Annotated in this window: 21 protein-coding genes and 1 pseudogene; 5 read left to right on the top strand and 17 right to left on the bottom strand. The window is 68.2% G+C overall.

Features of this window, described 5'->3' with window-relative positions:
* Nucleotides 1–40: 40 nt before the first annotated feature.
* The 5 genes and pseudogenes from ACSQ2H_RS19230 to ACSQ2H_RS19250 form a co-directional block, all read right to left on the bottom strand.
* A pseudogene (locus tag ACSQ2H_RS19230) lies at nt 41–208 on the bottom strand (LuxR C-terminal-related transcriptional regulator); the annotation flags it as partial.
* A 134-nt stretch (nt 209–342) separates the two neighbouring features.
* Nucleotides 343–3,675: a carboxyl transferase domain-containing protein gene (locus ACSQ2H_RS19235; protein WP_436062976.1), complete on the bottom strand. Its 3,333-nt coding sequence runs from the start codon at nt 3,673–3,675 to the stop codon at nt 343–345.
* Between the two features lie 54 nt (nt 3,676–3,729).
* Nucleotides 3,730–4,944, bottom strand: a complete 1,215-nt coding sequence (locus ACSQ2H_RS19240) for a TetR/AcrR family transcriptional regulator (RefSeq protein WP_436062977.1) — start codon at nt 4,942–4,944, stop codon at nt 3,730–3,732.
* Nucleotides 4,945–5,025: 81 nt separating this feature from the next.
* On the bottom strand, nt 5,026–7,206 hold the full coding sequence (locus tag ACSQ2H_RS19245) for a molybdopterin cofactor-binding domain-containing protein (protein ID WP_436062978.1): 2,181 nt from the start codon (nt 7,204–7,206) through the stop codon (nt 5,026–5,028).
* Between the two features lie 2 nt (nt 7,207–7,208).
* Nucleotides 7,209–7,676 (bottom strand): (2Fe-2S)-binding protein, encoded by a 468-nt coding sequence (locus tag ACSQ2H_RS19250; protein ID WP_436062979.1) that lies wholly within the window; start codon nt 7,674–7,676, stop codon nt 7,209–7,211.
* Between the two features lie 260 nt (nt 7,677–7,936).
* Between ACSQ2H_RS19250 and ACSQ2H_RS19255 the strand changes: the two genes are divergently transcribed.
* Complete coding sequence (locus ACSQ2H_RS19255; RefSeq protein WP_436062980.1) at nt 7,937–8,260, top strand: UrcA family protein; 324 nt, start codon at nt 7,937–7,939, stop codon at nt 8,258–8,260.
* Nucleotides 8,261–8,319: 59 nt separating this feature from the next.
* Here ACSQ2H_RS19255 and ACSQ2H_RS19260 read toward each other — a convergent pair whose 3' ends face one another.
* The 3 genes from ACSQ2H_RS19260 to ACSQ2H_RS19270 all read right to left on the bottom strand — a co-directional run bounded on the left by ACSQ2H_RS19260 (nt 8,320) and on the right by ACSQ2H_RS19270 (nt 11,103).
* On the bottom strand, nt 8,320–9,027 hold the full coding sequence (locus ACSQ2H_RS19260; RefSeq protein ID WP_436062981.1) for a DUF4908 domain-containing protein: 708 nt from the start codon (nt 9,025–9,027) through the stop codon (nt 8,320–8,322).
* A 115-nt stretch (nt 9,028–9,142) separates the two neighbouring features.
* On the bottom strand, nt 9,143–9,868 hold the full coding sequence (locus tag ACSQ2H_RS19265; RefSeq protein ID WP_436062982.1) for a beta-ketoacyl-ACP reductase: 726 nt from the start codon (nt 9,866–9,868) through the stop codon (nt 9,143–9,145).
* A gap of 59 nt (nt 9,869–9,927) precedes the next feature.
* The gene (locus ACSQ2H_RS19270) at nt 9,928–11,103 is read right to left on the bottom strand and encodes an acetyl-CoA C-acetyltransferase (RefSeq protein ID WP_436062983.1); all 1,176 of its coding nucleotides are present in this window, start codon (nt 11,101–11,103) and stop codon (nt 9,928–9,930) included.
* Nucleotides 11,104–11,282: 179 nt separating this feature from the next.
* On the opposite strand from ACSQ2H_RS19270, the gene phaR reads away from it, so the two are divergent.
* The gene (phaR, locus tag ACSQ2H_RS19275; RefSeq protein ID WP_436062984.1) at nt 11,283–11,888 is read left to right on the top strand and encodes a polyhydroxyalkanoate synthesis repressor PhaR; all 606 of its coding nucleotides are present in this window, start codon (nt 11,283–11,285) and stop codon (nt 11,886–11,888) included.
* Nucleotides 11,889–11,916: 28 nt separating this feature from the next.
* Nucleotides 11,917–12,240, top strand: a complete 324-nt coding sequence (locus ACSQ2H_RS19280; protein WP_436062985.1) for a hypothetical protein — start codon at nt 11,917–11,919, stop codon at nt 12,238–12,240.
* Here ACSQ2H_RS19280 and ACSQ2H_RS19285 read toward each other — a convergent pair.
* The 3 genes from ACSQ2H_RS19285 to ACSQ2H_RS19295 form a co-directional block, all read right to left on the bottom strand.
* Entirely contained in the window at nt 12,237–12,557 is a 321-nt protein-coding gene (locus ACSQ2H_RS19285) for a helix-turn-helix domain-containing protein (protein WP_436062986.1), read from the bottom strand. The genes ACSQ2H_RS19280 and ACSQ2H_RS19285 overlap by 4 nt on opposite strands.
* Before the next feature lie 138 nt (nt 12,558–12,695).
* Nucleotides 12,696–13,124 carry a hypothetical protein gene (locus ACSQ2H_RS19290; protein WP_436062987.1) on the bottom strand — a complete coding sequence of 143 codons (429 nt, stop codon included), beginning with the start codon at nt 13,122–13,124 and terminating at the stop codon, nt 12,696–12,698.
* A 71-nt stretch (nt 13,125–13,195) separates the two neighbouring features.
* A complete protein-coding gene (locus tag ACSQ2H_RS19295) occupies nt 13,196–13,924 on the bottom strand; it encodes a glycosyltransferase family 2 protein (protein WP_436062988.1) in 729 nt (242 codons plus the stop codon).
* Nucleotides 13,925–13,972: 48 nt separating this feature from the next.
* On the opposite strand from ACSQ2H_RS19295, the gene ACSQ2H_RS19300 reads away from it, so the two are divergent.
* Nucleotides 13,973–15,646 (top strand): ArnT family glycosyltransferase, encoded by a 1,674-nt coding sequence (locus ACSQ2H_RS19300; protein ID WP_436062989.1) that lies wholly within the window; start codon nt 13,973–13,975, stop codon nt 15,644–15,646.
* Nucleotides 15,643–16,548 carry a hydroxymethylglutaryl-CoA lyase gene (locus ACSQ2H_RS19305; RefSeq protein ID WP_436062990.1) on the top strand — a complete coding sequence of 302 codons (906 nt, stop codon included), beginning with the start codon at nt 15,643–15,645 and terminating at the stop codon, nt 16,546–16,548. Before ACSQ2H_RS19300 ends, ACSQ2H_RS19305 begins: the two co-directional genes overlap by 4 nt.
* Here the strand turns inward: ACSQ2H_RS19305 and ACSQ2H_RS19310 are convergent.
* The 6 genes from ACSQ2H_RS19310 to cysS are packed head-to-tail and all read right to left on the bottom strand — an operon-like array spanning nt 16,545 to nt 22,185.
* Nucleotides 16,545–17,483, bottom strand: a complete 939-nt coding sequence (locus tag ACSQ2H_RS19310; protein WP_436062991.1) for a glycosyltransferase family 2 protein — start codon at nt 17,481–17,483, stop codon at nt 16,545–16,547. The genes ACSQ2H_RS19305 and ACSQ2H_RS19310 overlap by 4 nt on opposite strands.
* Entirely contained in the window at nt 17,480–19,462 is a 1,983-nt protein-coding gene (gene thrS, locus ACSQ2H_RS19315; RefSeq protein WP_436062992.1) for a threonine--tRNA ligase, read from the bottom strand. Before thrS ends, ACSQ2H_RS19310 begins: the two co-directional genes overlap by 4 nt.
* Nucleotides 19,459–19,740 carry a membrane protein insertion efficiency factor YidD gene (yidD, locus tag ACSQ2H_RS19320; RefSeq protein ID WP_436062993.1) on the bottom strand — a complete coding sequence of 94 codons (282 nt, stop codon included), beginning with the start codon at nt 19,738–19,740 and terminating at the stop codon, nt 19,459–19,461. The genes thrS and yidD overlap by 4 nt, the downstream gene beginning before the upstream one ends.
* 56 nt (nt 19,741–19,796) lie before the next feature.
* The gene (locus ACSQ2H_RS19325; protein ID WP_436062994.1) at nt 19,797–20,246 is read right to left on the bottom strand and encodes an iron-sulfur cluster assembly scaffold protein; all 450 of its coding nucleotides are present in this window, start codon (nt 20,244–20,246) and stop codon (nt 19,797–19,799) included.
* Nucleotides 20,243–20,797, bottom strand: a complete 555-nt coding sequence (locus ACSQ2H_RS19330) for an SRPBCC family protein (protein ID WP_436062995.1) — start codon at nt 20,795–20,797, stop codon at nt 20,243–20,245. Before ACSQ2H_RS19330 ends, ACSQ2H_RS19325 begins: the two co-directional genes overlap by 4 nt.
* On the bottom strand, nt 20,797–22,185 hold the full coding sequence (gene cysS / locus ACSQ2H_RS19335; RefSeq protein WP_436062996.1) for a cysteine--tRNA ligase: 1,389 nt from the start codon (nt 22,183–22,185) through the stop codon (nt 20,797–20,799). The genes ACSQ2H_RS19330 and cysS overlap by 1 nt, the downstream gene beginning before the upstream one ends.
* Nucleotides 22,186–22,234: the final 49 nt, after the last annotated feature.

The following is a 22,234-nucleotide window of genomic DNA, read 5'->3' on the forward strand; positions in this document are numbered from 1 at the left end:
CGTAGTCATCACGTACATCGCCGGCGAGCATTCGCGCGGCGTCCCGCCGATTGGCTGCGCCGAGTTTCTTCATCGCGCGTTCGATGTGCTTGTCGACCGTCCGCGCCTCGAGCCCGAGCTCGCGGGCGATCTCCTTCGACTGGAGATGGCGCGCCACCCCCACGAGGCACTGCCGCTCGCGTGGCGTGAGCGTGGCCAGCCTATCCATTACGCGTCCCCCGACCCTCGCCGGGCAAGCCGCCTGCGAGGCGGCCCCGCGCCGCGGAGCCTAGCGGGCGTAAACTTGCTTAACGCAGATGGCGAAGCAAGGCGTGGGCGGTCACAGCCCCGTGCACGGACAGATCACCAGCTGTCGATCCAGCGCAGCTTCTTCTCGGTGCGGGCCGGCGGCGGGGGCATGGCCTTCAGGCCAGACAGCACCCACCGACGGGTGTCGGCCGGATCGATCACGTCATCAAGCGCCAGACCCATGGCCTGGGACAGCGCCTTGCCGCGGGCATAGGCGGCGGCGACCATCTCGTCGAACTTGGCCTTGCGGGCGCCGGCGTCCTCGATCGCCGCCAGCTCGTTGCGGTAGCCGAGCTTCACCGAGCCTTCGAGCCCCATGCCGCCGAACTCTCCGGTCGGCCAGGACACGCTGAACATCGAAGCCTGGTAGCTGCCCCCGGTCATGGCGATGGCGCCAAGCCCGTAGCTCTTGCGCAGGATGACCGAGAACAGCGGCACGGTCAGGTTCGCTCCGATCACGAACAGCCGGGAACAGTGGCGGATCAAGCCGGTCTTCTCGGCCTCCGGCCCGACCATGTTGCCGGGCGTGTCCGAGAGCGACAGCAGCGGGATGTCGAACGCTTCGCACAGCTGCATGAAGCGCGCGGCCTTGTCGGAGGCGTCGGAGTCGATGGCTCCTCCGATGTGCTGCGGGTTGTTGGCGAACACCCCGACCGGCCGGCCCTCGATGCGGATGAAGGCGGTGATCATGGCCAGTCCGAACTTGGGGCGCAGCTCCAGCACCGAGCCTTCATCCGCGATCAGCTCGATCACCTTGCGGATGTCGTAGACCCGTAGGCGGTTCTCCGGGATCGCCCGCCGCAACAGTCGCTGGTCGGCGCAGGTCCAGTCGGCGACAGGTCCCTGGAAGTAGGACAGGTATTGCTTGGCCAGGCGCACGGCGTCGGCCTCGTCCTGCGCCAGAACGTCGATGGTGCCGTTGGCCTGCATGACACTGACCGGACCGATCTCCTCGGGGCGGAACACTCCCAACCCGCCGCCCTCGACCATGGCCGGACCGCCCATGCCGAGCGCCGCATCCTTGGTGGCAATGATCACGTCGCAGCAGCCGAGGATGGCCGCATTGCCGGCGAAGCACCGCCCGGACGCGATGCCGACCAGAGGCACGGCGCCCGACAGTCGCCCCCAGAATTCGAAGCCGCGCACGAAGCCGCCGCCCTCGGTGTCGCCGGGCCTGCCGCCGCCGCCTTCGGTGAAGAACACCGTCGGCAGCCGCCAGCGCGCGGCGATCTCGCTCATCCGATCGAGCTTGTCGTGGTTATGCGAGCCCTGCGTGCCGGCCAGCACGGTGTAGTCGTAGGCCATCACCGCCACGCGGGCCTTGTCCTCGGCGAAGCGGTCGCCGTTGACCGAGCCCAGCCCCATGACCATGCCGTCGGCCGGGGTCTGGGCGATGAGCTCGTCGACAGTGTTGCGCCGCCGCCGAGCGGCGACGGTCAGCGCGCCGTACTCGGTGAAGCTGCCCGGATCGCAGAGGTCGTCGATGTTCTCGCGCGTGGTCCGCTGCCCGGTCTTGCGGCGGCGGGCGACCGCGTCGGGGCGCGCCGCGTCGAGCGTCAGGCGGTGGCGTTCGAGAACCTCGGCTAGGTCAGGACGAATGTGATCAAGTTCGATCGCCTCTTCGCCGACGTCCGCGCCGCCGGCGACGTCGGCCGGCTCGATGAAGGCCAGGGCATGATCTTCGAAGACTGTGTCGCCCTCGCCCACCGCCACCAGGCGCACGACGCCCGAGACGTCGGCCGCGACGACGTGCTCCATCTTCATGGCTTCCATCACGAAGAGCGGCTGACCCTCGCGCACCTCATCGCCGGGCTGGATCATCAGGCCGATCACCGTGCCCTGCAGCGGCGCTCGCACCGGCCGCGTCCCTTCCGGGCCTTCCGGCTCCTCGGGCTCGTCCTGCGTCTCGGCTTGCGCCTTGCCGTGGTGCAGAACCGCCAGCGGATCGGAGGCGTCGATCTGCGCACCGGCGCGTTTGGGCGTCGCCGCCGCTTTAGTCTCGAAGTAGTGGCGCGGAGCCGACGGCGTCTGCGCCAGTTCGTCCATGCGTTCTTCGATCAGCCGAGTATGGACCTCGCCGCCTGTCACCGCCGGATGGGCCAGCAGCCCCTGCAGGAACTCGATGTTGGTCGCGGCCCCGACGATCTTGAACTCCGAAAGCGCCCGTCGCGCCTTGGCCGCGGCCGAGGGCAGGTCCGGCGCGTGCACGATCAGCTTGGCGAGCAGAGAGTCGAACCTAGTCCCGGTGCGGTATCCAGCGTAGCCGAAGCCGTCGACCCGCACGCCGGGTCCGGACGGCGGCTCGTACGCTGACAGCACCCCGCCGGAGGGCTTGGCCGCACCGTCAGGGGTCATGGTCTCGAGGTTGACGCGGGCCTGCAGGGCGACGCCGCGAGGCCGAGGGACCGCCGCATGGACCAGATCGAGCTGGGCCAGCGTGCCGCCGCGCGCCAGTTCGATCTGTAGACGGACGAGATCTAGCCCGGTCACCTCTTCGGTGACGGTATGTTCGACCTGCAGCCGCGGATTGGCTTCGATGAACACCACCCGCTCGCCATCGACCAGGAACTCGACCGTGCCGAGATTGCGGTAGTGCGCCGCCCGCCCAAGCGCGATGGCGGCCTCGAACAGTCGCTCGCGGGTTTCCATCGGCAGGCTCGTCGCCGGGGCGATCTCGACCACTTTCTGGCGTTGGCGCTGCAGACTGCATTCGCGATCCCAGAGGTGCGAGACCACCTGCCCGTCGCCGACGATCTGCACCTCTACATGTCGGGCGCGCGGCAGGAACTCCTCGACATAGAGCGCTCCATCGCCGAACGCGGCCTGCGCCTCGGAGGCGCAGCGCTCGAAGGCCTCGGTCAGTTCGCCCGGTGAGCGCACCGGCCGCATGCCGCGCCCGCCTCCGCCGGCGACCGCCTTGACCATCACGGCTCCGTTCGGCCCCAAGCTCTCGAGGAACAGCCGCGCCTCGGCCAGGGTGGTTCCACCGTGGGTCCCAGCCAGGATCGGAACGTCGCACCGCTCGGCCAGGGCCCGGGCCGCGCCCTTGTCGCCGAACAACTCAAGCGTCTCGGACGAGGGGCCGACGAACGTCACACCCGCCTGGGCGCAGGCCCGCGCGAAGGCCGCGTTCTCGGACAGGAAGCCATAACCGGGATGCACGGCGTCACAGCCCTGCGCCAGGGCCGCGGCCAGGATCTGCGCGCCGTCGAGATAGGCGCCCGGCCCGGCCCCGCTCAGCGCGTGCGCCGCGCCCGTCACCCGAGTGTGCAGCGAGGCTGCATCGTCGCTGGAATAGACCGCCAGCGTCTCGATCCCCATGTCCGCAGCAGTGCGAGCGATGCGGATGGCGATCTCGCCGCGGTTGGCGATCAGCAGCTTCTTCACCTGGCGTTCCCCTCGGGCTTTTCGCCCACTTTGCCTGGGCGCCGCGGGGGCCGTCTACGCCTTGGGCGCCAGTCCTTCGAAGAAGGGCCGCACATAGAGCGCGGCGGCGGCCTGCGGCGTGACGCCGGGCGTCCAGTGGTGCAGCTCGGCCGCGGCGTTGATCATCGCCGTCAGCATCTGGGCGCCGACATTGACGTCCACCGGCCGCACCGACCCGTCGGCGATCCCATCCGAGATCAGCGAGGCGAAGCGATCCGACAGGCGGTCGAAGCGCGCGACCAACTGCGGCTGGATGGCTTCCGGCGCCGAGGTCAGGGCCGAGGCGCGCAGCAGCGGAGCGTTGCCGTTGAGCTGGTATTCGACCAGGGCGGTGGCGATGGTCGCCAGGGTCTGCAGCCCGGTGGTCGACACCTCTTCGGCCTGACGAATGGCCCGCCGCATGACGTCGAAGGTCCGTTCGAAGCAGGCGACCACCAGTTCGTCCTTGGTCTCGTGGTGGTGATAGAAGGCGCCCTTGGTGACGTTGAGCCGGGCGCTGATCTTCTCGACCGAGGCGCCGACGTAGCCCTCCTCGTTGATCAACTGGGTCGCCGCCCGCAGGAAGAGCTCGCTGGATGCTTCGGAGCCCTTCGGGATCAGGGTCGGAAGCGCCACAGGATTCCAGTCCGCGCCCGGTGCCGCGAGCCCGTCGACCGTGATCGCCCAGACCCGCTTGGACACCCGGCCGAAGTCTTCGGCGTCGTTGCGATGCAGCCAGACGGGCGCCCAGAACACTTCCGAGATCAGCAGCAGGGCGCGGGCGCCCAGCGCCGGCCGAGACACCGCGCGGGTCTCGGGTCCCGAGAGCAGCGTGCGGATACGCCGGAACATGTCGACATAGGCGGTGTTGACCGGCGCGCTGTTGAGCGCCCGCACGTCGTTGAAGACGGTCAGCGGTTCGGCCTCTCCCGCCAGCATCTGGGCGCGATAGGCGAAGTAGGCGTCGAGGAACAGCCTCACCCGCGCGCGAACGTCCTCGCCGCCCTCGGCCTGGGCGATCAGACCGTTGTAACGGTCGATGCCCCGCAGGAAGCAGGCTGCAGCCAGGTCTTCCTTGTTCTTGAAGTAGTAGATCACGCCTGTGGGCACGAGATCGAGCCGCGCGGCCACGTCGGCCAGCGTCATGCCCCGTACGCCGCGGCGGTTGAGCACCTCCACGGCCGATCCCACAATAGCGCTCTTGCGCTGCTCAAAGCGCTTGGTCGGTACACGGACCGTCGTCGTCGTCATCGATGCGTTCTTGTTATCTAGACGACGACAGATCAGCCCCGCCGCGTCCTCCCGAACACATGATGACCGACCTGAGCGCGCTTAGCCACTCTTGAGCATGGCTGTATCGATCGGAAGCTGACGAATGCGCTTTCCGGTGGCGGCGAAGATCGCGTTGCACAACGCAGGGACAATCGGCGGCAGGGCCGGCTCGCCCAGTCCGGTCGGCGAGTTGTCCGACTTGATGAAGTGCGTCTCGATCGGCGGCGCCTCGTTGATGCGCATCAGCCCGTAGTCCGTGAAGTTGCTTTCGACTGCGGCGCCGTTCTCGATGGTGATGTTCTGATGCAGCGCCCCCGACAGACCGTCGAGCACCGAGCCCTCGATCTGGTTCAGGGCGCCGAACGGATTGATGATCTGGCGGCCGACGTCGGCGGCCACCCAGACCTTCACCACCTTGATCGCCCCGTCCGGAGCGACCGCCACCTCGGCCACCTCGGCGAAGTAGCCCAGGTGGCTGTAGTGGAAGGCGATCCCCAGGCCGGAGCCCTTCGGCATCGACCGGCCCCAGCCCGACTTCTCGGCGGCCAGCTTGACCACCGCGGCCATGCGGCCGGCCGCATAGCCGGACGGCGCCTCGCCGACCATCGGCTTGTCGCCGAGCAGCTTCAGGCGGAAGGCCACCGGATCGGCGCCCGCCGCATGGGCCAGCTCGTCGATGAACGACTGCACGACGAAGGCGATGGCGTTCGAACCGGGCGCGCGCAGCGGGCCGGTCGGCACCCCGCAGGGCATCATCGACAGGTCGTAGCGGTAGTTCGACACGAAGCGCGCCGGGAACTCGGTCGGCGACATGCCGGCGCTGCGCGCGGCCGTCCCGTTCTCGCCCAGGGTGACGAAGTGGTCGTGCCAGCCGACGACGTCGCCGGCCGCGTTCACACCGCCCTTGAGGAAGTGCCAGCCGGCTGGACGGTAAAAGTCGTGGCGCATGTCGTCTTCACGCGTCCAGAGCAGCTTGACCGGCGCGCCGACCTGCTTGGATATCCACGCCGCCTCGACCATGTAGTCGTTCATCAGCCGCCGACCGAAGCCGCCGCCGCCGCGGATCATGTGGATGGAGACCGCTTCCGGCGCGATCCCCAGGGTCTTGGCGACCAGTTGGCGGCCCGGCTCCGGGTTCTGGGTCGGAGCCCAGATCTCGATCTTGCCGTCCTTGAAGTGCGCCGTGCAGTTCTGCGGCTCGAGATTGGCGTGCGAGATGAACGGATAGGCGTAAGCCGCTTCCACCGTCTTGGATGCGCCCTTCAGCGCCGCATCGACGTCGCCGTCGTTGCGCTCGGTCTTGCCCGGCGCCGCTTTCGACAGCTCGACCGCCTTGGCGGCGAAGCCCGCCGACGATTGCGCCGACGTCGGATGCTCGGCCCAGCGGGTGTTCAGTTGATCGCGCCCCTTGCGCGCCGCCCACCAGCTGTCGGCCACCACCGCCACGCCGGGCAGCAGCCCGTCGAGCACCGTCCCGCCCTCGACCACGAAGGCGTCGCGCACGCCCTTGACGCCCTTGGCGGCGGCAAGGTCCGCGCCGGCGACCCTGGCGCCGAACACCGGCGCCTTCTCATAGGTCGCGTAGAGCATTCCCGGCACGACGACGTCGATGCCGAACAGCGGCTTGCCGGTGACGATGGCGTCGGTGTCGACCTGACGCAGCGGCTGGCCGATGATCTTGTAGTCTTTGGGATCCTTGACCGGCACGGTCTTCAAGTCCGGCACCGTGATCTGCGCCGCCTTGGTCGCCAATGAGCCGTAGGTGGCCTTGCGCTTGGAGCCGGCATGATGGACGACGCCGCTCGCGGTCGTGCACTCGGTCGCCGGAACGCCCCAGCCCTGAGCCGCGGCCGCCATCAGCATCATCCGCGCCGCCGCGCCGACCCGGCGCAGTTCGTCCCAGTGCAGCGGCGTGGCCATGCTGCCGCCAGCGAACTGTCGGCCGTAGGTGGCGAAGTCGTTCATCGCCTGCTCGGTCCGAACTTGAGCCCAATCGACGTCGAGTTCCTCGGCGATCAGCATCGGCAGCATCGTCTTGATGCCCTGCCCGACTTCCGGGTTCTTCGAGACGATGGTCACGCTGTTGTCGGGGGCGACCCGGACATAGGCGTTGAGCTTGCCCCCTGCGCCGCCCGCCTCGGCCGCGCCGGCTTTGCCGGCCACCGTGAAGGACAACACCAGGCCCGCGCCCGCCAGGACGTCACGGCGATTGGCCGAAAGGAGTTGAGATCCGTCCGCCATGGTCAGGCCTCCGTCTTCTGGCCCGAGGCCAGCTTGATGGCCGCGCGGATGCGCGTGTAGGTCGCGCAGCGGCAGAGGTTGCCGGCCATCGCCTCATCAATGTCCGTGTCGGTGGGCTTGGGCTTCTCAGCCAGCAGCGCCGTCGCCGACATGATCTGGCCGGCTTGGCAGTAGCCGCATTGGGCGACGTCGAGCTCGCTCCAGGCGGCCTGCACTTTCTTGCCGACGGCGCTCGCGCCGACGCCTTCAATGGTGACGATCTTCGACTGGCCGAGACCTTCGACCGGAATTGCGCAGGACCGCATCGGCGCACCGTCGATGTGCACCGTGCACGCGCCGCACTGCGCGACGCCGCAGCCGTACTTGGGGCCCAGTATGCCGAGGGTGTCGCGGAGCACCCAGAGCAGCGGGGTGTCGCCATCGACGTCCGCCGACAGGACCTTGCCATTCACGTTGAGCTTGAAGGCCATGAAAGCCGCCCTCCCTGTTTCTTCCGGAATCCTAAGGGCTGGTATGGCCACGCCGCAAGCGGAGTAAATCTGACAGGGCCCGGACGGAGCGGCCTGAGCCGCCAACGGAAAGCATAAACTTCAAGTAATGATACATGTACATTCAGTAACATTCTTAAACCTTCGTCATTACTCCGGTTTAACGCGACTATTCGGAAGGCATTGGAATATCCAATACCCATCGGCGGCCTACACAGGCGCCACGAATTGGGAGAATTCGGATGACCAAGTTCAGCGCCACCCTGGCCGGCGTCGCCACCCTCGCCCTCGCGGCGGTCCCCATCCTGGCCCTGGCCAGCGGCGCCCAGGCCGCGCCGGCCGCCGTGAAGGTTTCGGACATCGACGTCGGGTCGGCTCACCACGCGCGCACGCTGGAGCACCGGGTATCGAAGGCCGCCGCCGACTACTGCAGTACGGCGTCAGTCGGACGGATCACCCTGGCCGCCCACCAAGCCTGCCTGAAGGGCGCCCGCGCCGAGATTCAAGACAAGCTGGCCGTGCGCCAGGCCCTGGGCGGGAAGCCCCAGGAACTTGCGCAGCGCTAGCCCCCGAGGCGCCGCGCGAGAAGGGCCCGCCCTGGTGGCGGGCCTTTGCACGTCTGGCCCTAGCGGCCGCCAGCCGCCTGCATGATGCGGTCTGAAGACGGGCGTCCATAGAGACCGTCGGCCGGCGTGACGGTGATCCGCATCTCTTCGCCGTAGAGGATCGCCGAGGGCCGCCGCCCTTCGACCAGCTTCACCTTCTTGACCCGCGACAGCAGGCTGCGGCCGTCGGGACGGCGAGCAATGCGCACGACAGCCTCGGCCGTCACCGCCGCGGCGTCGGCGACCACCGCGGACGACGCCGGCGAAGCGTCGGCCTCGAAGGGAATCAGACGGCGCGCCGCGCGGGTCGCGCGGGCGCTGGCCTGGGCCAGTTTCTCAAGCAGGGCCTGCGGGCTGAGCGGCGCCAGCCGCAAGGCGCCGCCGGCGCCGGCCAAGGCCGCCGGCGATCCGCCCGGCCGATCAGCAGTGAACAGGGTCAGGCCGCCGAGCCGAGTGGCGCGCAACATCGGCTCGCCCAGATCGTTTTTGTAGATCACGTCGCCGCGTGGGGCCGGATGCGGCCGCAGCGCCCAGATTTCAGGGCTGGCTTCGAACTTCATGTAGACGCGCGGCTGGCTGCGATCGAGGACGAAGGCGTCGCCGTCCTCGCTGACATAGCGGGCGATCGGCGGGCTGGCCTGGCGGCCGGGGCCTGGACGGTCGCCGAACAGGCCCTCACGCAGGGTCTGCGGTTCAGCCTGGGCGACCGCCGCCCAGCCAAGGTTCATCACCGCGGCGAACGCCGCGGCGATAAGCCCTAGATACGCTGACGCCGGTCTTTCGCTCACCATCGAGCTAGGCAGATGCCCTTTGACTGGGGCGCTTTTTGGACGCGCGCCAAGCTTAGCCGGCCATGTACTGGCCACCGTTCAGCGACAATGTCGACCCGGTGACATAGCCGGCATGCTCGCCGGCCAGGAACGCAACCATATCGGCGATCTCTTCGCCCTTGCCGAGGCGTCCGACCGGAATCTGGCCGATGATCGAGGCGAGCACGTTTTCCGGCACCGCCTGCACCATCTCGGTGTCGATGTAGCCAGGCGCGATGCAGTTCACCGTCACGCCCTTGCGCGCGTTTTCGAGCGCCAGCGCCTTGGTGAAGCCGATCACCCCAGCCTTGGCGGCCGAGTAGTTGGTCTGGCCCATCTGGCCCTTCTGGCCGTTGATCGACGAGATGTTGATCACCCGACCCCAACCGCGGTCGCGCATGCCCTCGATCACGTGACGGGTCATGTTGAAGACCGAGTCCATGTTGACCCGGATGACCTCGGACCACTGCTCGGCGGTCATCTTGTGGAACACCCCGTCGCGGGTGATGCCGGCGTTGTTCACCAGCACCTCGATCGGCCCCAGCTCGGCGGTGACCAGTTCGACCGCACGACCGCAGTCCTCGAAGCTCCCGACGTTCCCCTTCACGACCATCACGCCCAGCTCGGACGCGCAGGCCTGCGCCGCCGCCTCATTGCCGGAGTAGCCGGCGGCGACCTCGAACCCGTCGCTCTTCAGCCGCTCCACGATCGCCCGGCCGATCCCCCGGGTTCCCCCCGTCACGAACGCAACTCTGCCCATCGGGCTCGCCTCCCTCGCTTAAACAACCGGGCGCCGGTTGGTCCGGCGCTCCAGGAACGTCAGACTGACTCCACGCACATGGCAACGCCCATGCCGCCACCGACGCAAAGCGTCGCCAGTCCCTTCTTGGCGCCCGAACGTTTCATTTCGTGCACAAGGGTGGTGAGAATGCGGGCGCCCGAGGCGCCGATCGGGTGACCGATGGCGATCGCGCCGCCATTGACGTTCACCTTGGCGGGATCGAGACCAAGGTCGCGCACCACGCAGATAGACTGGGCCGCGAAGGCCTCGTTCGATTCGACGAGGTCCAGGTCGCCGACAGCCCAGCCGGCCTTCTCCAGCGCCTTGCGGCTGGCCGGGATCGGACCGGTGCCCATGATCTCCGGCTCGACCCCGGCGTTGGCCCACGACGCGATGCGGGCCAGAGGCTTCAGACCGCGCTTGGCGGCTTCGTCGGCGCTCATCAGCACCAGCGCCGCGGCGCCGTCATTGAGGCCTGAAGCGTTGGCGGCGGTGACCGAGCCGTCCTTGGCGAACGCCGGGCGCAGGCCCGCGACGCTTTCCAGCGTCGCGCCGTGGCGGATGTACTCGTCCTGATCGACGACGGTGTCGCCCTTGCGGCCCTTGATCGTCACCGGGGCGATCTCATCGGCGAACTTGCCGGCCTTCTGGGCGGCCTCGGCCTTGTTTTGGCTGGCGACCGCGAACTTGTCCTGCTCCTCGCGGGTGATCTGCCAGCGGGCGGCGATGTTCTCGGCCGTCTGGCCCATGTGGTAGCCGTGGAAGGCGTCCCAGAGGCCGTCCTTGATCATGGTGTCGACCAGGGCCAGGTCGCCCATCTTCTGGCCCGAACGCAGCTGCTGGGCGTGCGGCGCCTGGCTCATGCTTTCCTGGCCGCCGGCGATGACGATCGCGGCCGAGCCGTCGGCGATCTGCTGGGCGCCTAATGCGACGGCGCGCAGGCCCGATCCGCAGAGTTGGTTGAGGCTCCAAGCCGGGCTTTCCACCGGGATGCCGGCGTTAACCGCCGCCTGGCGCGCCGGGCCCTGGCCGGCGCCGGCCTGCAGCACCTGGCCCATGATCACCTCGCCGACGTCGGACGAAGCGATGCCGGCGCGCTCGACCGCGGCGGTGATCGCCACCTTGCCGAGCTCATGGGCGGGGAGGCTGGACAGCGCCCCATTGAACGATCCGACGGGGGTGCGGACGGCCGAGACGATGACGACGTCGCTCATGGGAGGGCTCCTCAGCTCATTTGAGGTTTTCATCTATCGATAAAGGGCGGAGCTTGGGCAAGGGCGCAAACCGACTCGCCTAATCGGGGCGGTCACTTTCGGAACGCGCTCGCATCCGCGATACTGCGGTGCAAGAATGAGAATCCGCCGCCGGGGGCGGGCAGATGAAGGACTGTGGGATGGCTGACACCCAGGGATCCGACGACGGCCGCGTCGTCATCAAGAAGTACGCCAACCGGCGGCTCTACAACACCGCCTCGTCCTCGTACGTCACGCTCGAACACCTGTCCGACATGGTGAAGCAGGGTGTGGACTTCGTCGTCTATGACGCCAAGACCAACGAGGACATCACCCGCACGGTCCTGACCCAGATCATCTTCGAGGAAGAGAGCCGCGAGGGGCAGAACCTGCTGCCCATCCAGTTCCTGCGCCAGCTGATCGGGTTCTATGGCAACTCGATGCAGGCGTTCCTGCCCAGCTATCTGGAGCTGTCGCTGGCGACCTTCGCCGAGCAACAGGAGCGCATGCGCTCCCAGTTCGCCAGCATCGGCCAGGGCTCGGGCCTGGGCGGCGCCTACGAGGATCAGATCCGCCAGAACCTGGCCATGTTCGACCGGGCGATGAAGATGTTCTCGCCCTTCGCCTACACCCGCCCGCAGGACGAACCGACGCCGGCCGCGAAACCCGCCGCAGCCGCCCCGCCGGCCGCTGACGAGACCCTCGACGCCCTCAAGAAGCAGATGGCCGAGATGCAGGCGCAGATCGAAAAGCTCGCCAAACGCTAGCTTAACCTCGCTCGGCTAGGCTCCCGGCATGACTTCGCCCATCGATCCCATCCGCAGGCCGAACGCGGCGCGGCGCGTCAAGCGCTCCGACAACGCCGCGCGGGGCGAATCGACGGACCGCAGCGTGCCGGCGGTCTACGAGCCGCCGCCGCCGCCCGCGCCCTCGGGCGTAGCTGCGCGACCGGAAGCGGCCTTTGCTGCACACATGCTCGGCCAGGACGGACAGAAGCGCGGTCTGCGCGGCGGCAAGGAGACGCTCGACAGCGCCCGCAGCCTCTACAACAAGATCGAATATTCGGGCGCCGCCGACCGGCGCACGCCCAAGGGCCGCACCGCCAAGACCGAGGTCTAGCGCCCCTTCCCCTTCAGCCGGGCGATCTCGGCCTCCAGCGCCGCCACCTTCTTTTCCAGAGCCAGCAGGCGGCCGGTCAGGTCGCCCTGCCCCGGCACGGGCGTCGAGATTCCCGCCCGGTCGGCGATCTCGGTTGCCGGCACGCCCAGCAGGTCGGCGAAAATGCCTACCTCCTCGGCGGAAAGTTCCCGCTGGTCCTTGAAAGCCAGAACGATCTCGACCTCGCTCATGCCGGCGGCGGCGGCGAGAACACGCTGGTTTAGCCCGCGCTCAGCCAGCTTTTCCTCGAACCACTGACGATCGAAGAACAGGGCCATCAGCCGCGCCCGGCTTGGCGCCGGTCTTGCTTAACCAGGAGTGAATCCAACGCCGACGGGACTCCCATGCTCGCCATCGCCACCCGCTTCTTCGATCTGGCCGTCGTCACCCTGATCTTCTCCGCCCTGACCTGAGGCCTAATAGTCGCCCTGGCCGAAGTCGACGTCGCGGCGCGCCGAGACGATGGTGACGATGAACCCGGCCAGCACGTCCAGCAGCACCATCACGGTCAGCAGGAAGAAGGCCGAGGTCGCAAAGGCCGGCGCCAGCAGAAACTCCACTAGGCAGCCGACGAACAGCAGCATCGAGAGCGCGTGATTGACGATCGCCGTCCGCCGGCTGGTCGTCGACTTCAAGAGCTCGATGAACAGCACGATCAGGCCGGCCAGCAACAGCAGGTCGCCCAGCGTCACCGGCCACTCCGCCGCCGAATTCATGGCGATCGTAAACAGCGGCTCGGTCATGCGGATGGTCGCTTCCTGCGAGGCGAAGCCTCCCGCCAGGGTCAGCACGACGATGTTGTAGGCGAGCACGGGCAGGGCCAGCAGCGGCACGGCGGCGAACATCGAAACCCCTCCCCCTTCGGGATCGAGCAGGAGCTTCCGCTGCTTCTCCAAACGCGACAAGCGCTCGGCCCTCAGAGCTCTTCCACGCGGCCGGGCAGCCGCGAGCGCGACTGCAGCCACATCACGCCGAACAGGTCGGACAACGAGGCCCAGAGTCGGCCGAGGTTCGTGTACTTCGACTGGCCAGTCTGGCGGTGCCGATGGTTCACCGGCCGGAACGAGACCTGGTAGCCCTCGCGCAGCATCAGCGCCGGCAGATAGCGATGGATGTGATCGAAGTACGGCAGCCGCAGGAACGCCTCGCGCCGGAACGCCTTCAGTCCGCAGCCGGTGTCGTTGGCGGTGTCCTTCAGCAGCTTCTTGCGCACGCCGTTGCCGAACCGCGAAGCGAACTTCTTGGCGGCGCTGTCTTGGCGCTTGACCCGCTCACCGCCGACCAGGACCAGATCGGCCGGCCCGGCGTTGAGCGCATCGACCAGACCCGGGCCGTCGGCCGGATCGTTCTGCCCATCGCCGTCCAAAGTGACGATCACATCGCCGCGCGCGGCCAGGATGCCCGTGCGGATCGAGCGGCTCTGCCCGGAATTGCTCGTGTGGCTCAGCACGCGGAGCTGCGGGATCTCGGCCTTCAGCGCGCTCAGCGCCGCGCGGGTGCCGTCGCGGCTCTTGTCGTCGACGAAGATCATCTCATAGTCACGGCCGGCGAAGGCGGCGGCGATCTCGCGTGCGAGATCCGGCGCCGCGCCTTCCTCGTCGAAAACGGGGACGACCACGGAAATGTCGGGCGTTGATTTGGCCATGGCCCCTCATAGCGGAAAAATCGCCGCGCGGATGCTATCAACGCTGCCATGAGTCTACAGGCCTATTTGGACCGATTCAGCCAGGGCTGGCGTGCGCCGGCCTTCGCCGCCCTGATCGCCATGCTCGCCGGCTTGCCCGGCGTCTTCGCCGTGCCTCCGCTGGACCGCGATGAAAGCCGGTTCGCCCAGGCCACGGCGCAGATGCTGGAGACCGGCGATTTCGTCGTCATCCAGTTCCAGGACCAGCCGCGCTTCAAGAAGCCGGTCGGCATCCACTGGATGCAGGCGGCCAGCGTGGCGCTCGTGTCGCAGGTCGAGGACCGCGACATCTGGGCCTACCGGCTGCCCTCCCTACTCGGCGCGATGCTCGCGGCCGCGGCCTGCGCCTGGGGCGCAACGGTCTTCTTCGGCGCGCCGACCGGCCTGCTGGCCGGCGCGATCCTGGGATCTACCTTCCTGCTCTCGACTGAGGCCTTCATCGCCAAGACCGACGCGGTGCTGGCCGGGACCACGACCCTGGCGCTGGCGGCGCTGGCTCGGATCTACGCCGCCTCCCGCGACGGGCCGCCGGCCGGTCGGATCACGCGCCTGCTGTTCTGGCTTGGCCTGTCGCTGTCGATGCTGGTCAAGGGCCCGGTCGGCCTGATGGTCGTCACCCTGACGGCACTGTCGCTGTGGGCCTGGGACCGTAAGGGCGAATGGCTGAAGGGCCTGGGCTGGACCTGGGGCCTGATCCTGATGGCCGCCATCGTCGGCCCCTGGGCGGCGGCCGTGACGGTCGCCACCGACGGCGGCTTCTGGACCACGGCCTTCGGCGCCGACTTCGCGCCCAAGCTGGTCGGCGGCCAGGAAAGCCACGGGGCCCCGCCCGGCTATCACACCCTGCTCACCCCGCTGTTGATCTTCCCCGGCGCGTTGCTGCTGCCGGCCGCCCTGGCGCTCGGTTGGCGCGCCCGCAACGAACCGGGCGTCCGCTTTGCGCTGTGCTGGCTGATCCCCGCCTTCATCGTCTTCGAAGCCACCCCGACCAAGCTCGTGCACTACACCCTGCCGACCTATGGCGCCTTCGCCTGGCTGATGGCCGCGGCGGTGATGCGCCCGCCGGTCGGCAAGGTCGCCAAGTGGATCGGCGTCGTGCTCTCGGCGCTGGTCGGCGTCGTGTTCGCCGCGGCGATCTTCTACCTCTACGGCGAGTATGGCGATCCCAGCGACCTGCCGGCGACCATCGCCACCGCGCTGCTGCTGGCCGCGGCCGGCCTCACCGGCGCCTACCTGTTGTGGCGCGGCGACGCGCTGAAGGCGATCGTCGGGGCTGGCGCCCTGACCATCCTTGGCCACGGCGCCTTCGCCGGCGCCTTCGCCCCGCGGCTGGAGCCGCTGTGGCTGTCGCAGCGCACTGAGAAGGTGTTGGAGGAAGCCCGGCTGCTGCCGCGCCAGGGCTTCACGCCCGCGCCGGTCGCGGTCGCCGGCTACGCCGAGCCCAGCCTAGTGTTCGCGCTCGGCACGCCGACCGATCTCGGCGACGTTCCCGAGGCCATCGAAGCCATCGCCGACCAGCGGCCGGCCGTGGTCGAGGGCCGCGAGCAGGCCGCCTTCGAGGCCGAGCTGAAGGCCCGCGGCCTGAAGGTCCGCGAGATCGGCAAGGTCGAAGGCCTCGACTACTCCAACGGCGACGAAACGGCTTTACGCATCTTCGCCCCAGCCCCATCTGAGTCCCCATGAGCCGGTTCATCGAAATCGTCGAAGTCGGTCCGCGCGACGGGCTGCAGAACGAGAAGTCCATCCTCGAGGTCGATCAGAAGCTCGACTTCATCCGGCGGCTGCAGGCCGCCGGCGCCAAGCGGATGGAGGTCGTGTCCTTCGTCAATCCGAACCGCGTGCCGCAGATGGCCGGCGCCGAGGAAATCATGGCCGCCCTGCCTGCCGGGTCGGGTCTGTCACGCATAGGCCTGGTGCTGAACATGCGAGGCTGGGAGCGCGCGGTGGCGACCGGCTGCGACGAGGCCAATGTGGTGGTCTGCTCGTCGGACAGCTTCGGGATCCGCAACCAGGGCGCCAATGTCGCCGAGCAGATCGAGGCGATGCACGCTATCGCCGCGCGCCAGAAGACCGAGGGCGGTCCGCCGATCTCGGTGACCTTCTCGACCGCCTTCGGCTGCCCGTTCGACGGCGAGGTGCCGCAGGACCGCGTCGTGTCGCTGGCCCGCGAGGCGGCGAACGCCAAGGTCGACGAGATCGCCCTGGCCGACACCATCGGCGTCGCCGATCCGTGGATGGTCCGCGACCGAGTCGAGGCGGTGAAGCAGGTGATCGGCGACATCCCGCTGCGCCTGCACTTCCACGACACCCGCAACACGGGGCTCGCCAACGCCTTCGCCGGCGTGGAAGCTGGGATCGACATCCTGGACGCCAGCTGCGGCGGCCTGGGCGGCTGCCCGTTCGCGCCGGCCGCGACCGGCAACATCGGCACCGAGGATCTGGTCTACATGCTGGAGCGGGCCGGGTTCACCACCGGCTACGACATCGGCGCGCTGATCGAGACGGCCAAGTGGATGTCGGGTCTGCTGGACAAGCCGATCGCCGCCTCGGTCAGCCGGGCCGGCGTATTTCCGCCTGCGGCCTAGGCGGTCCGGCCGCGGATGCGCCACATCACCGGACGGGCGATGGCGGTGCAGACGATGATCGGGGACAGGATCAAGGCGAGCACGCGCTCGCCGGAGCCTTCGGCACGTTTACGGAAGTAACGCGCGAGGCCCACGCCCTTGTGGAACTCGACCCGCAGCGGGCTGGCGTGGCTCGTATGGCCAAGATGAATGACCTCGGCCTTGGGCTGGAACAGCACCTCGCCGCCGGTCTGGCGGATGCGCCAGCAGAGGTCGACGTCCTCGACGTGCAGGAAGTAGCCCTCGTCGAAACCCTGGACGATGTCGAAGTCCTCGCGGCGCATGCAGAAGCAGGCGCCCGAGATGGTCGGCACGGCGATGACGCCTTCCGGCGCGGCCTCGGTTTCCCAGTGCACCTCGTAGCGGCGCCAGGCGGGGATCTTCCGCGACAGATGGCTGAGGCTCATCAGCGCGCTGACCGGGGTGATGTCGCCGCGGCGCGCGCCGCGCTGTTCGGTGCGGTCGGCGTTGAGCACCCGGCCGCCGACCAGGGTCGGGACCGGGCGGCCCTCGATGGCCCTGACCAGCTCGGCGATGCAGCCGGGCTGCAGGAAGGCGTCAGGGTTGAGGAAGACGATGGTGTCGCCGACCGCGCCGCGGGCGCCGAGATTGGCGCCGCGGGCGAAGCCGACGTTCCCATGGCCAGTCATCAGCCGCACGCGCTTGTCGCTTTCGGAGAGGCGCTTCAGGCGCGCCGCCTCCATGCGGGTCGAACCGTTGTCCACGATCACGAGCTCGTCGACCAGCGGGTCGGCGAGCACGCATTCGATGCTCTGCTGCAGGGCCTCGCCGGTCATGTACACGACCATGACGACGGACACTTTGCGGTGCGGCTTCAGGAAGTCCTGAGTCGGCGCGGGTTCGTAAGCAACGATCGGTGCGGCGATGCCGTTCATCCAGCCTCCCTAACCCCGACCGCCTGCTCCGGCGAAGCACCCCGAAGCACAGCCTGACGTGCAACATCCGGCGGACTCGCCTCTAAGGCAAGTTTATTGACCGCCTCGTCGAGCGAAAGGATGGACTGTCCTTCTGAGCCGAAACGCCTCAAGGCGACCTTGCCTTCCTCAGCTTCCCGCCGGCCGACCACCGCGATGATCGGCGCCTTCGCGAGACTGTGTTCACGGATCTTGTAATTGATTTTTTCGTTCCGCAGATCCGTATCAACCCGGAGACCGGCGGCGCTCAATTCTTGAGCTACCCTCAAGGCATAATCATCGGCGTCTGACGTAATTGTGGCGACAACGACCTGCGTCGGCGCCAACCACAGCGGGAATGCGCCTGCATAGTTTTCAATCACCACGCCGATGAAACGCTCCATCGATCCGCAGATCGCACGGTGCAGCATGACCGGGCGCTGCTTGGAGCCGTCCTCGACCACGTACTCGGCGTCCAGACGCTCGGGCAGCACGAAGTCGAGCTGCAGCGTGCCGCACTGCCACGTCCGGCCGATCGCGTCGGACAGGTGGAATTCGAGCTTCGGGCCATAGAAGGCGCCCTCGCCCGGCAGCCGCTCGACCTCCATGTTCACCGCCTGGCGGGCGGCGCGGTCGAGCTTGTCCTCGGCCACGTCCCAAACCTCGTCGGTGCCGGCGCGCAGATCCGGACGCAGGGCCAGCTTCACGCTGTGCAGCTCCAGGCCGAAGTCGGCGTAGACCGAGTTGAGCAGGCGCACGAACTTCGTCGTCTCCTCCTCGATCTGGTCCTCGCGGCAGAAGATGTGGGCGTCGTCCTGGGTGAAGGCCCGCAGACGCATGATGCCGTGCAACGCGCCGGACGGCTCGAACCGGTGGCAGGCGCCGAACTCGGCCATGCGCAGCGGCAGGTCGCGATAGGACTTCTGGCCGAAGTTGAAGATCTGCACGTGGCCCGGGCAGTTCATCGGCTTGACGGCCAGCTCTTCGCCTTCCGTCGTTTCGCACGTGAACATGTTCGCGCCGAACTTCTCCCAGTGACCCGACTTCTCCCAGAGGGCGCGGTCCATGATCTGGGGGGCCTTGACCTCGACATAGCCGTCGACGTCCAGGCGGCGGCGCATATAGGCCTCGACCGTGCGGTAGAGCGTCCAGCCCTTCGGGTGCCAGAAGATCATGCCCTTGGCCTCTTCCTGCAGGTGGAAGAGGTCCATGGCGCGGCCGATCTTGCGGTGGTCGCGGCGCTCGGCTTCCTCAAGGCGCTTCAGGTGCGCCTCCAGGTCGGCCTCGCTGGCCCAGGCCGTGCCGTAGATGCGCTGCAGCTGGGCGTTGCGGTGGTCGCCGCGCCAATAGGCGCCGGCCAGCTTCATCAGCTTGAAGGCCTTGCCGACCGACTTCGTCGACGGCAGGTGCGGCCCCAGGCACAGGTCCTTCCAGTTCCCCTGGCGATAGACCGTGATCGTCTCGCCTTCCGGCAGGTCGGAGATGATCTCGGCCTTGTAGGCTTCGCCGATCGACTTGAAGTGCTCGATCGCCTCGCCGCGGTCCCAGACCTCGCGCACGATCTTCTCGTCGCGGTCGACGATCTCCTTCATACGCTGCTCGATCGTCGCCAGGTCGTCGAGACTGAACGGCGTGTCGCGCGCGAAGTCGTAATAGAAGCCGTCGTCGATGGCCGGGCCGATCGTCACCTGCGTGCCGGGGAACAGCTCCTGCACCGCCTCAGCCATGATGTGGCTGGCGTCGTGGCGGATGGTCTCGAGGCTCTCGGGGCTCTCTCGCGTCAGGATCTCGAAGGCGCCGCCCTTGTCGAGCGGGCGGTCGAGGTCGCGCAGCTCGCCGTCGAGCTTCACGAGCACCGCCTTCTTCTCCAGCGACTTGGCGATGGAGGCGGCGACGTCACGTCCCGTCACGCCGTCGTCGAACTGGCGCTGGGAACCATCGGGGAAAATCAGGTCGATCATGTCTCACATGTCCATGTCCGCGAGGCCGGCCCATCTCCGTTTGGGGCCTTGTCGCGCGGTTGGGGGACCGGGTCGTAGCCCGAAGCTCCCCAGGGGTGACAGCGGCACAACCGCCGGGTCGCAAGCCAGGAGCCGCGAACGGGGCCGTGCAGGATCAGGGCCTGGGCCGTGTACTCCGAGCAGGTCGGAAGGAACCGGCACTGGCGCCCGATCAGGGGCGAAAGCGTCAGCTTGTAGGCGCGCAAGGCGCCACGGACGCAGGTCTCGTAGAGGTTCATGCCGGCTCGCGGACGTGCGATTCAGCCGCAGCGATTACGCTGGGCGGCCTTGAGGATCAAGCCGCGCCGGCGCGGCTAGTTCGTTCCACGGCGCGGCGGACAGCCTCGGCCGCGGCCTCGAACGCCAGAAGCGTCGAGGCGTGGCGGGCGGGATAGTCTTTCACCGGGGCCAGCATGGAGAGATCCGAAAAACGTCCTTGGGGCGCTTCAGCGCCTTGCTTGAGCATAGCACGGAACTGGTCCCGGGCCATCTCGATCTCCGACAGGCTCGCCCCGAGCACGCTGGCGCCGAGCACCGCGGCGGACGCCTGGCCGAGCGCGCAGGCCTTCACGTCCTGGGCGAACTGGGCGACCCGGTCGCCTTCGACGCTCACGTCGACGACCACGCGGCTGCCGCACAGCTTGGCGACCTTTTCCGAGCTGGCGTCCGGCTCGGGCAGCCGGCCGAGATGCGGCATGTTCGCCGCAAGCTTGAGCAGCTTGGCCGAGTAGAGGTCGTCGATCATGGGGCTGATGTAGGGTTTCCGCCCTCGGCGCGCCATTGCGCTTCGGCGCGCGCCTTCAGCGCCTCGCTCATGGCCTGGAAGCCGCGATAGATCTTGCGCCCCATGCGGCGCGCGACCGTCGGGCCCAGCAGCCCGCCGATCAGCTCGCCGTTGGAGAAGATCGTGCTGGCGGTGTCCAGCTTCTCCAGTTCCAGGAAGCGGATGTTGGAGACCAGGCCGCCCAGCATCTTCAGCCGCCAGTGGATCTGGTCGTTGGGCACCCACTCGTACACCACCGGCTGGATCACCCGCGGCGCCTCGTCCTCCAGCGCCAGGGTCAGGGTGAGCTGACCGCCGGTGCGGACCGCGCCCTCCGCCTTGGTGTAGAGCGGGTTCCACTCGTGCCAGCGCTCGACGTCGTAGAGGATCTCCCAGATCGTCTCGGCCGGGGCCTGGATGCCGATCCGGTGCTCGACCCGCACGCCGGGCGGGCCGGCCGAGGCGGCAGGCTTGAACTTCAGGCCCTTGCCGGGCGTGAACATGTTGTTCTGCGTTTTCGGGCCCAGGGCCATCAGCCGGATTCCCTGATCCGCCAGGTCGCGCCGGTCGGACCGTCCATCACCTCGATGTTCAACGCGGTGAGCTCGTCGCGGATGCGGTCGGCGGCGGCCCAGTCCTTGGCGGCGCGGGCTTCGATACGCTGGGCGATCAGGCCGTCGACCTTCTCGCGCAGGTCGTCGGTGACGCCGGCCTGGAACCAGTCCTCCGGATCGCCGAACAGGAAGCCCAGCAGGTTGGCGGCGGCCAGCAGCTCGCCCTTGGCCTGACCGCGGCCCTTGCCGGTCGCGGTCTCCAGCTTGGTGGCCATCGCAAACAGCTCGGCGAAGGCGGCCGGGGTGTTGAGGTCGTCCTCCAGGGCGGCCAGGAAGGCGGCGGGCGCCGGCACGTCCTCGGCCTCGACCTCGCTGGCGCGGCGCAGGGCGCCGTACAGCCGGTCGAGCGCCTTCCTGGACTGCTCGATGAGCTCGCCGGTCCATTCCAGCGGCGCGCGGTAGTGGCCGACCAGCAGCGCCCACCGCAGCGCCTCGCCGGGGGCCTGCTGGATGAGGTCGTGCACCAGGGCGACATTGCCCAGGCTCTTGGACATCTTCTCGGCCGCCATGTTCAGGAAGCCGTTGTGCATCCAGTAGTTGGCGTAGCCGACCTCGTGGTCGTGGCCGGCGCAGACGCCCTGGGCCATCTCGTTCTCATGGTGCGGGAACAGGAGGTCGATGCCGCCGCCGTGGATGTCGATCGGCAGGCCCAGCGACTTTTCGATCATCGCCGAGCACTCGATGTGCCAGCCGGGGCGGCCGGGGCCCCAGGGGCTGTCCCAGACCGGCTCGTTCTCCTTGGACGGCTTCCAGAGCACGAAGTCGGCCGGGTGCTGCTTGTAGGGCGCGACGTCGACGCGGGCGCCGGCGATCATGTCGTCCATCGGCTGGCGCGAGAGCTTGCCGTAGTCGGCGTAGGCCTGGGTGTTGAACAGCACGTGACCTTCGGCCGCATAGGCCGAGTTGTTGTGCACGAGCTTGCCGATCATCTCGATGATCTCGGCCATGGTCTGGGTGGCGCGCGGCTGATGCGTCGGCCGCAGGGCGCCGAGCGTGGCCATGTCGTCGTTGTAGATCGCCAGGTAACGGTCGGTGATCACGTCGATGGCGACGCCTTCCTCGGCGGCCTTCTTGTTGATCTTGTCGTCCACGTCGGTGACGTTAGCCGCATAGATTACGGCGTTTTCGCCGTAGGCGTGGCGCAGCAGGCGGAACAGCACGTCGAAGACGACCACCGGCCGGGCGTTGCCGATATGGGCGTAGTTGTAGACCGTCGGCCCGCAGACATACATCGTCACCCGGCTCGGATCCTTGGGGACGAAGGGCCGCTTTTCGCGGGCCATGGTGTCGTAGAGCGAGAGGGCCATAGGGTCCTTCATGAAAAGGCGCGTCAGTGTTTGAGAAAAACTGACGCTG

The sequence above is a fragment of the Phenylobacterium sp. LjRoot97 genome (assembly GCF_964254345.1).
Taxonomy (GTDB): Bacteria; Pseudomonadota; Alphaproteobacteria; order Caulobacterales; family Caulobacteraceae; genus Phenylobacterium.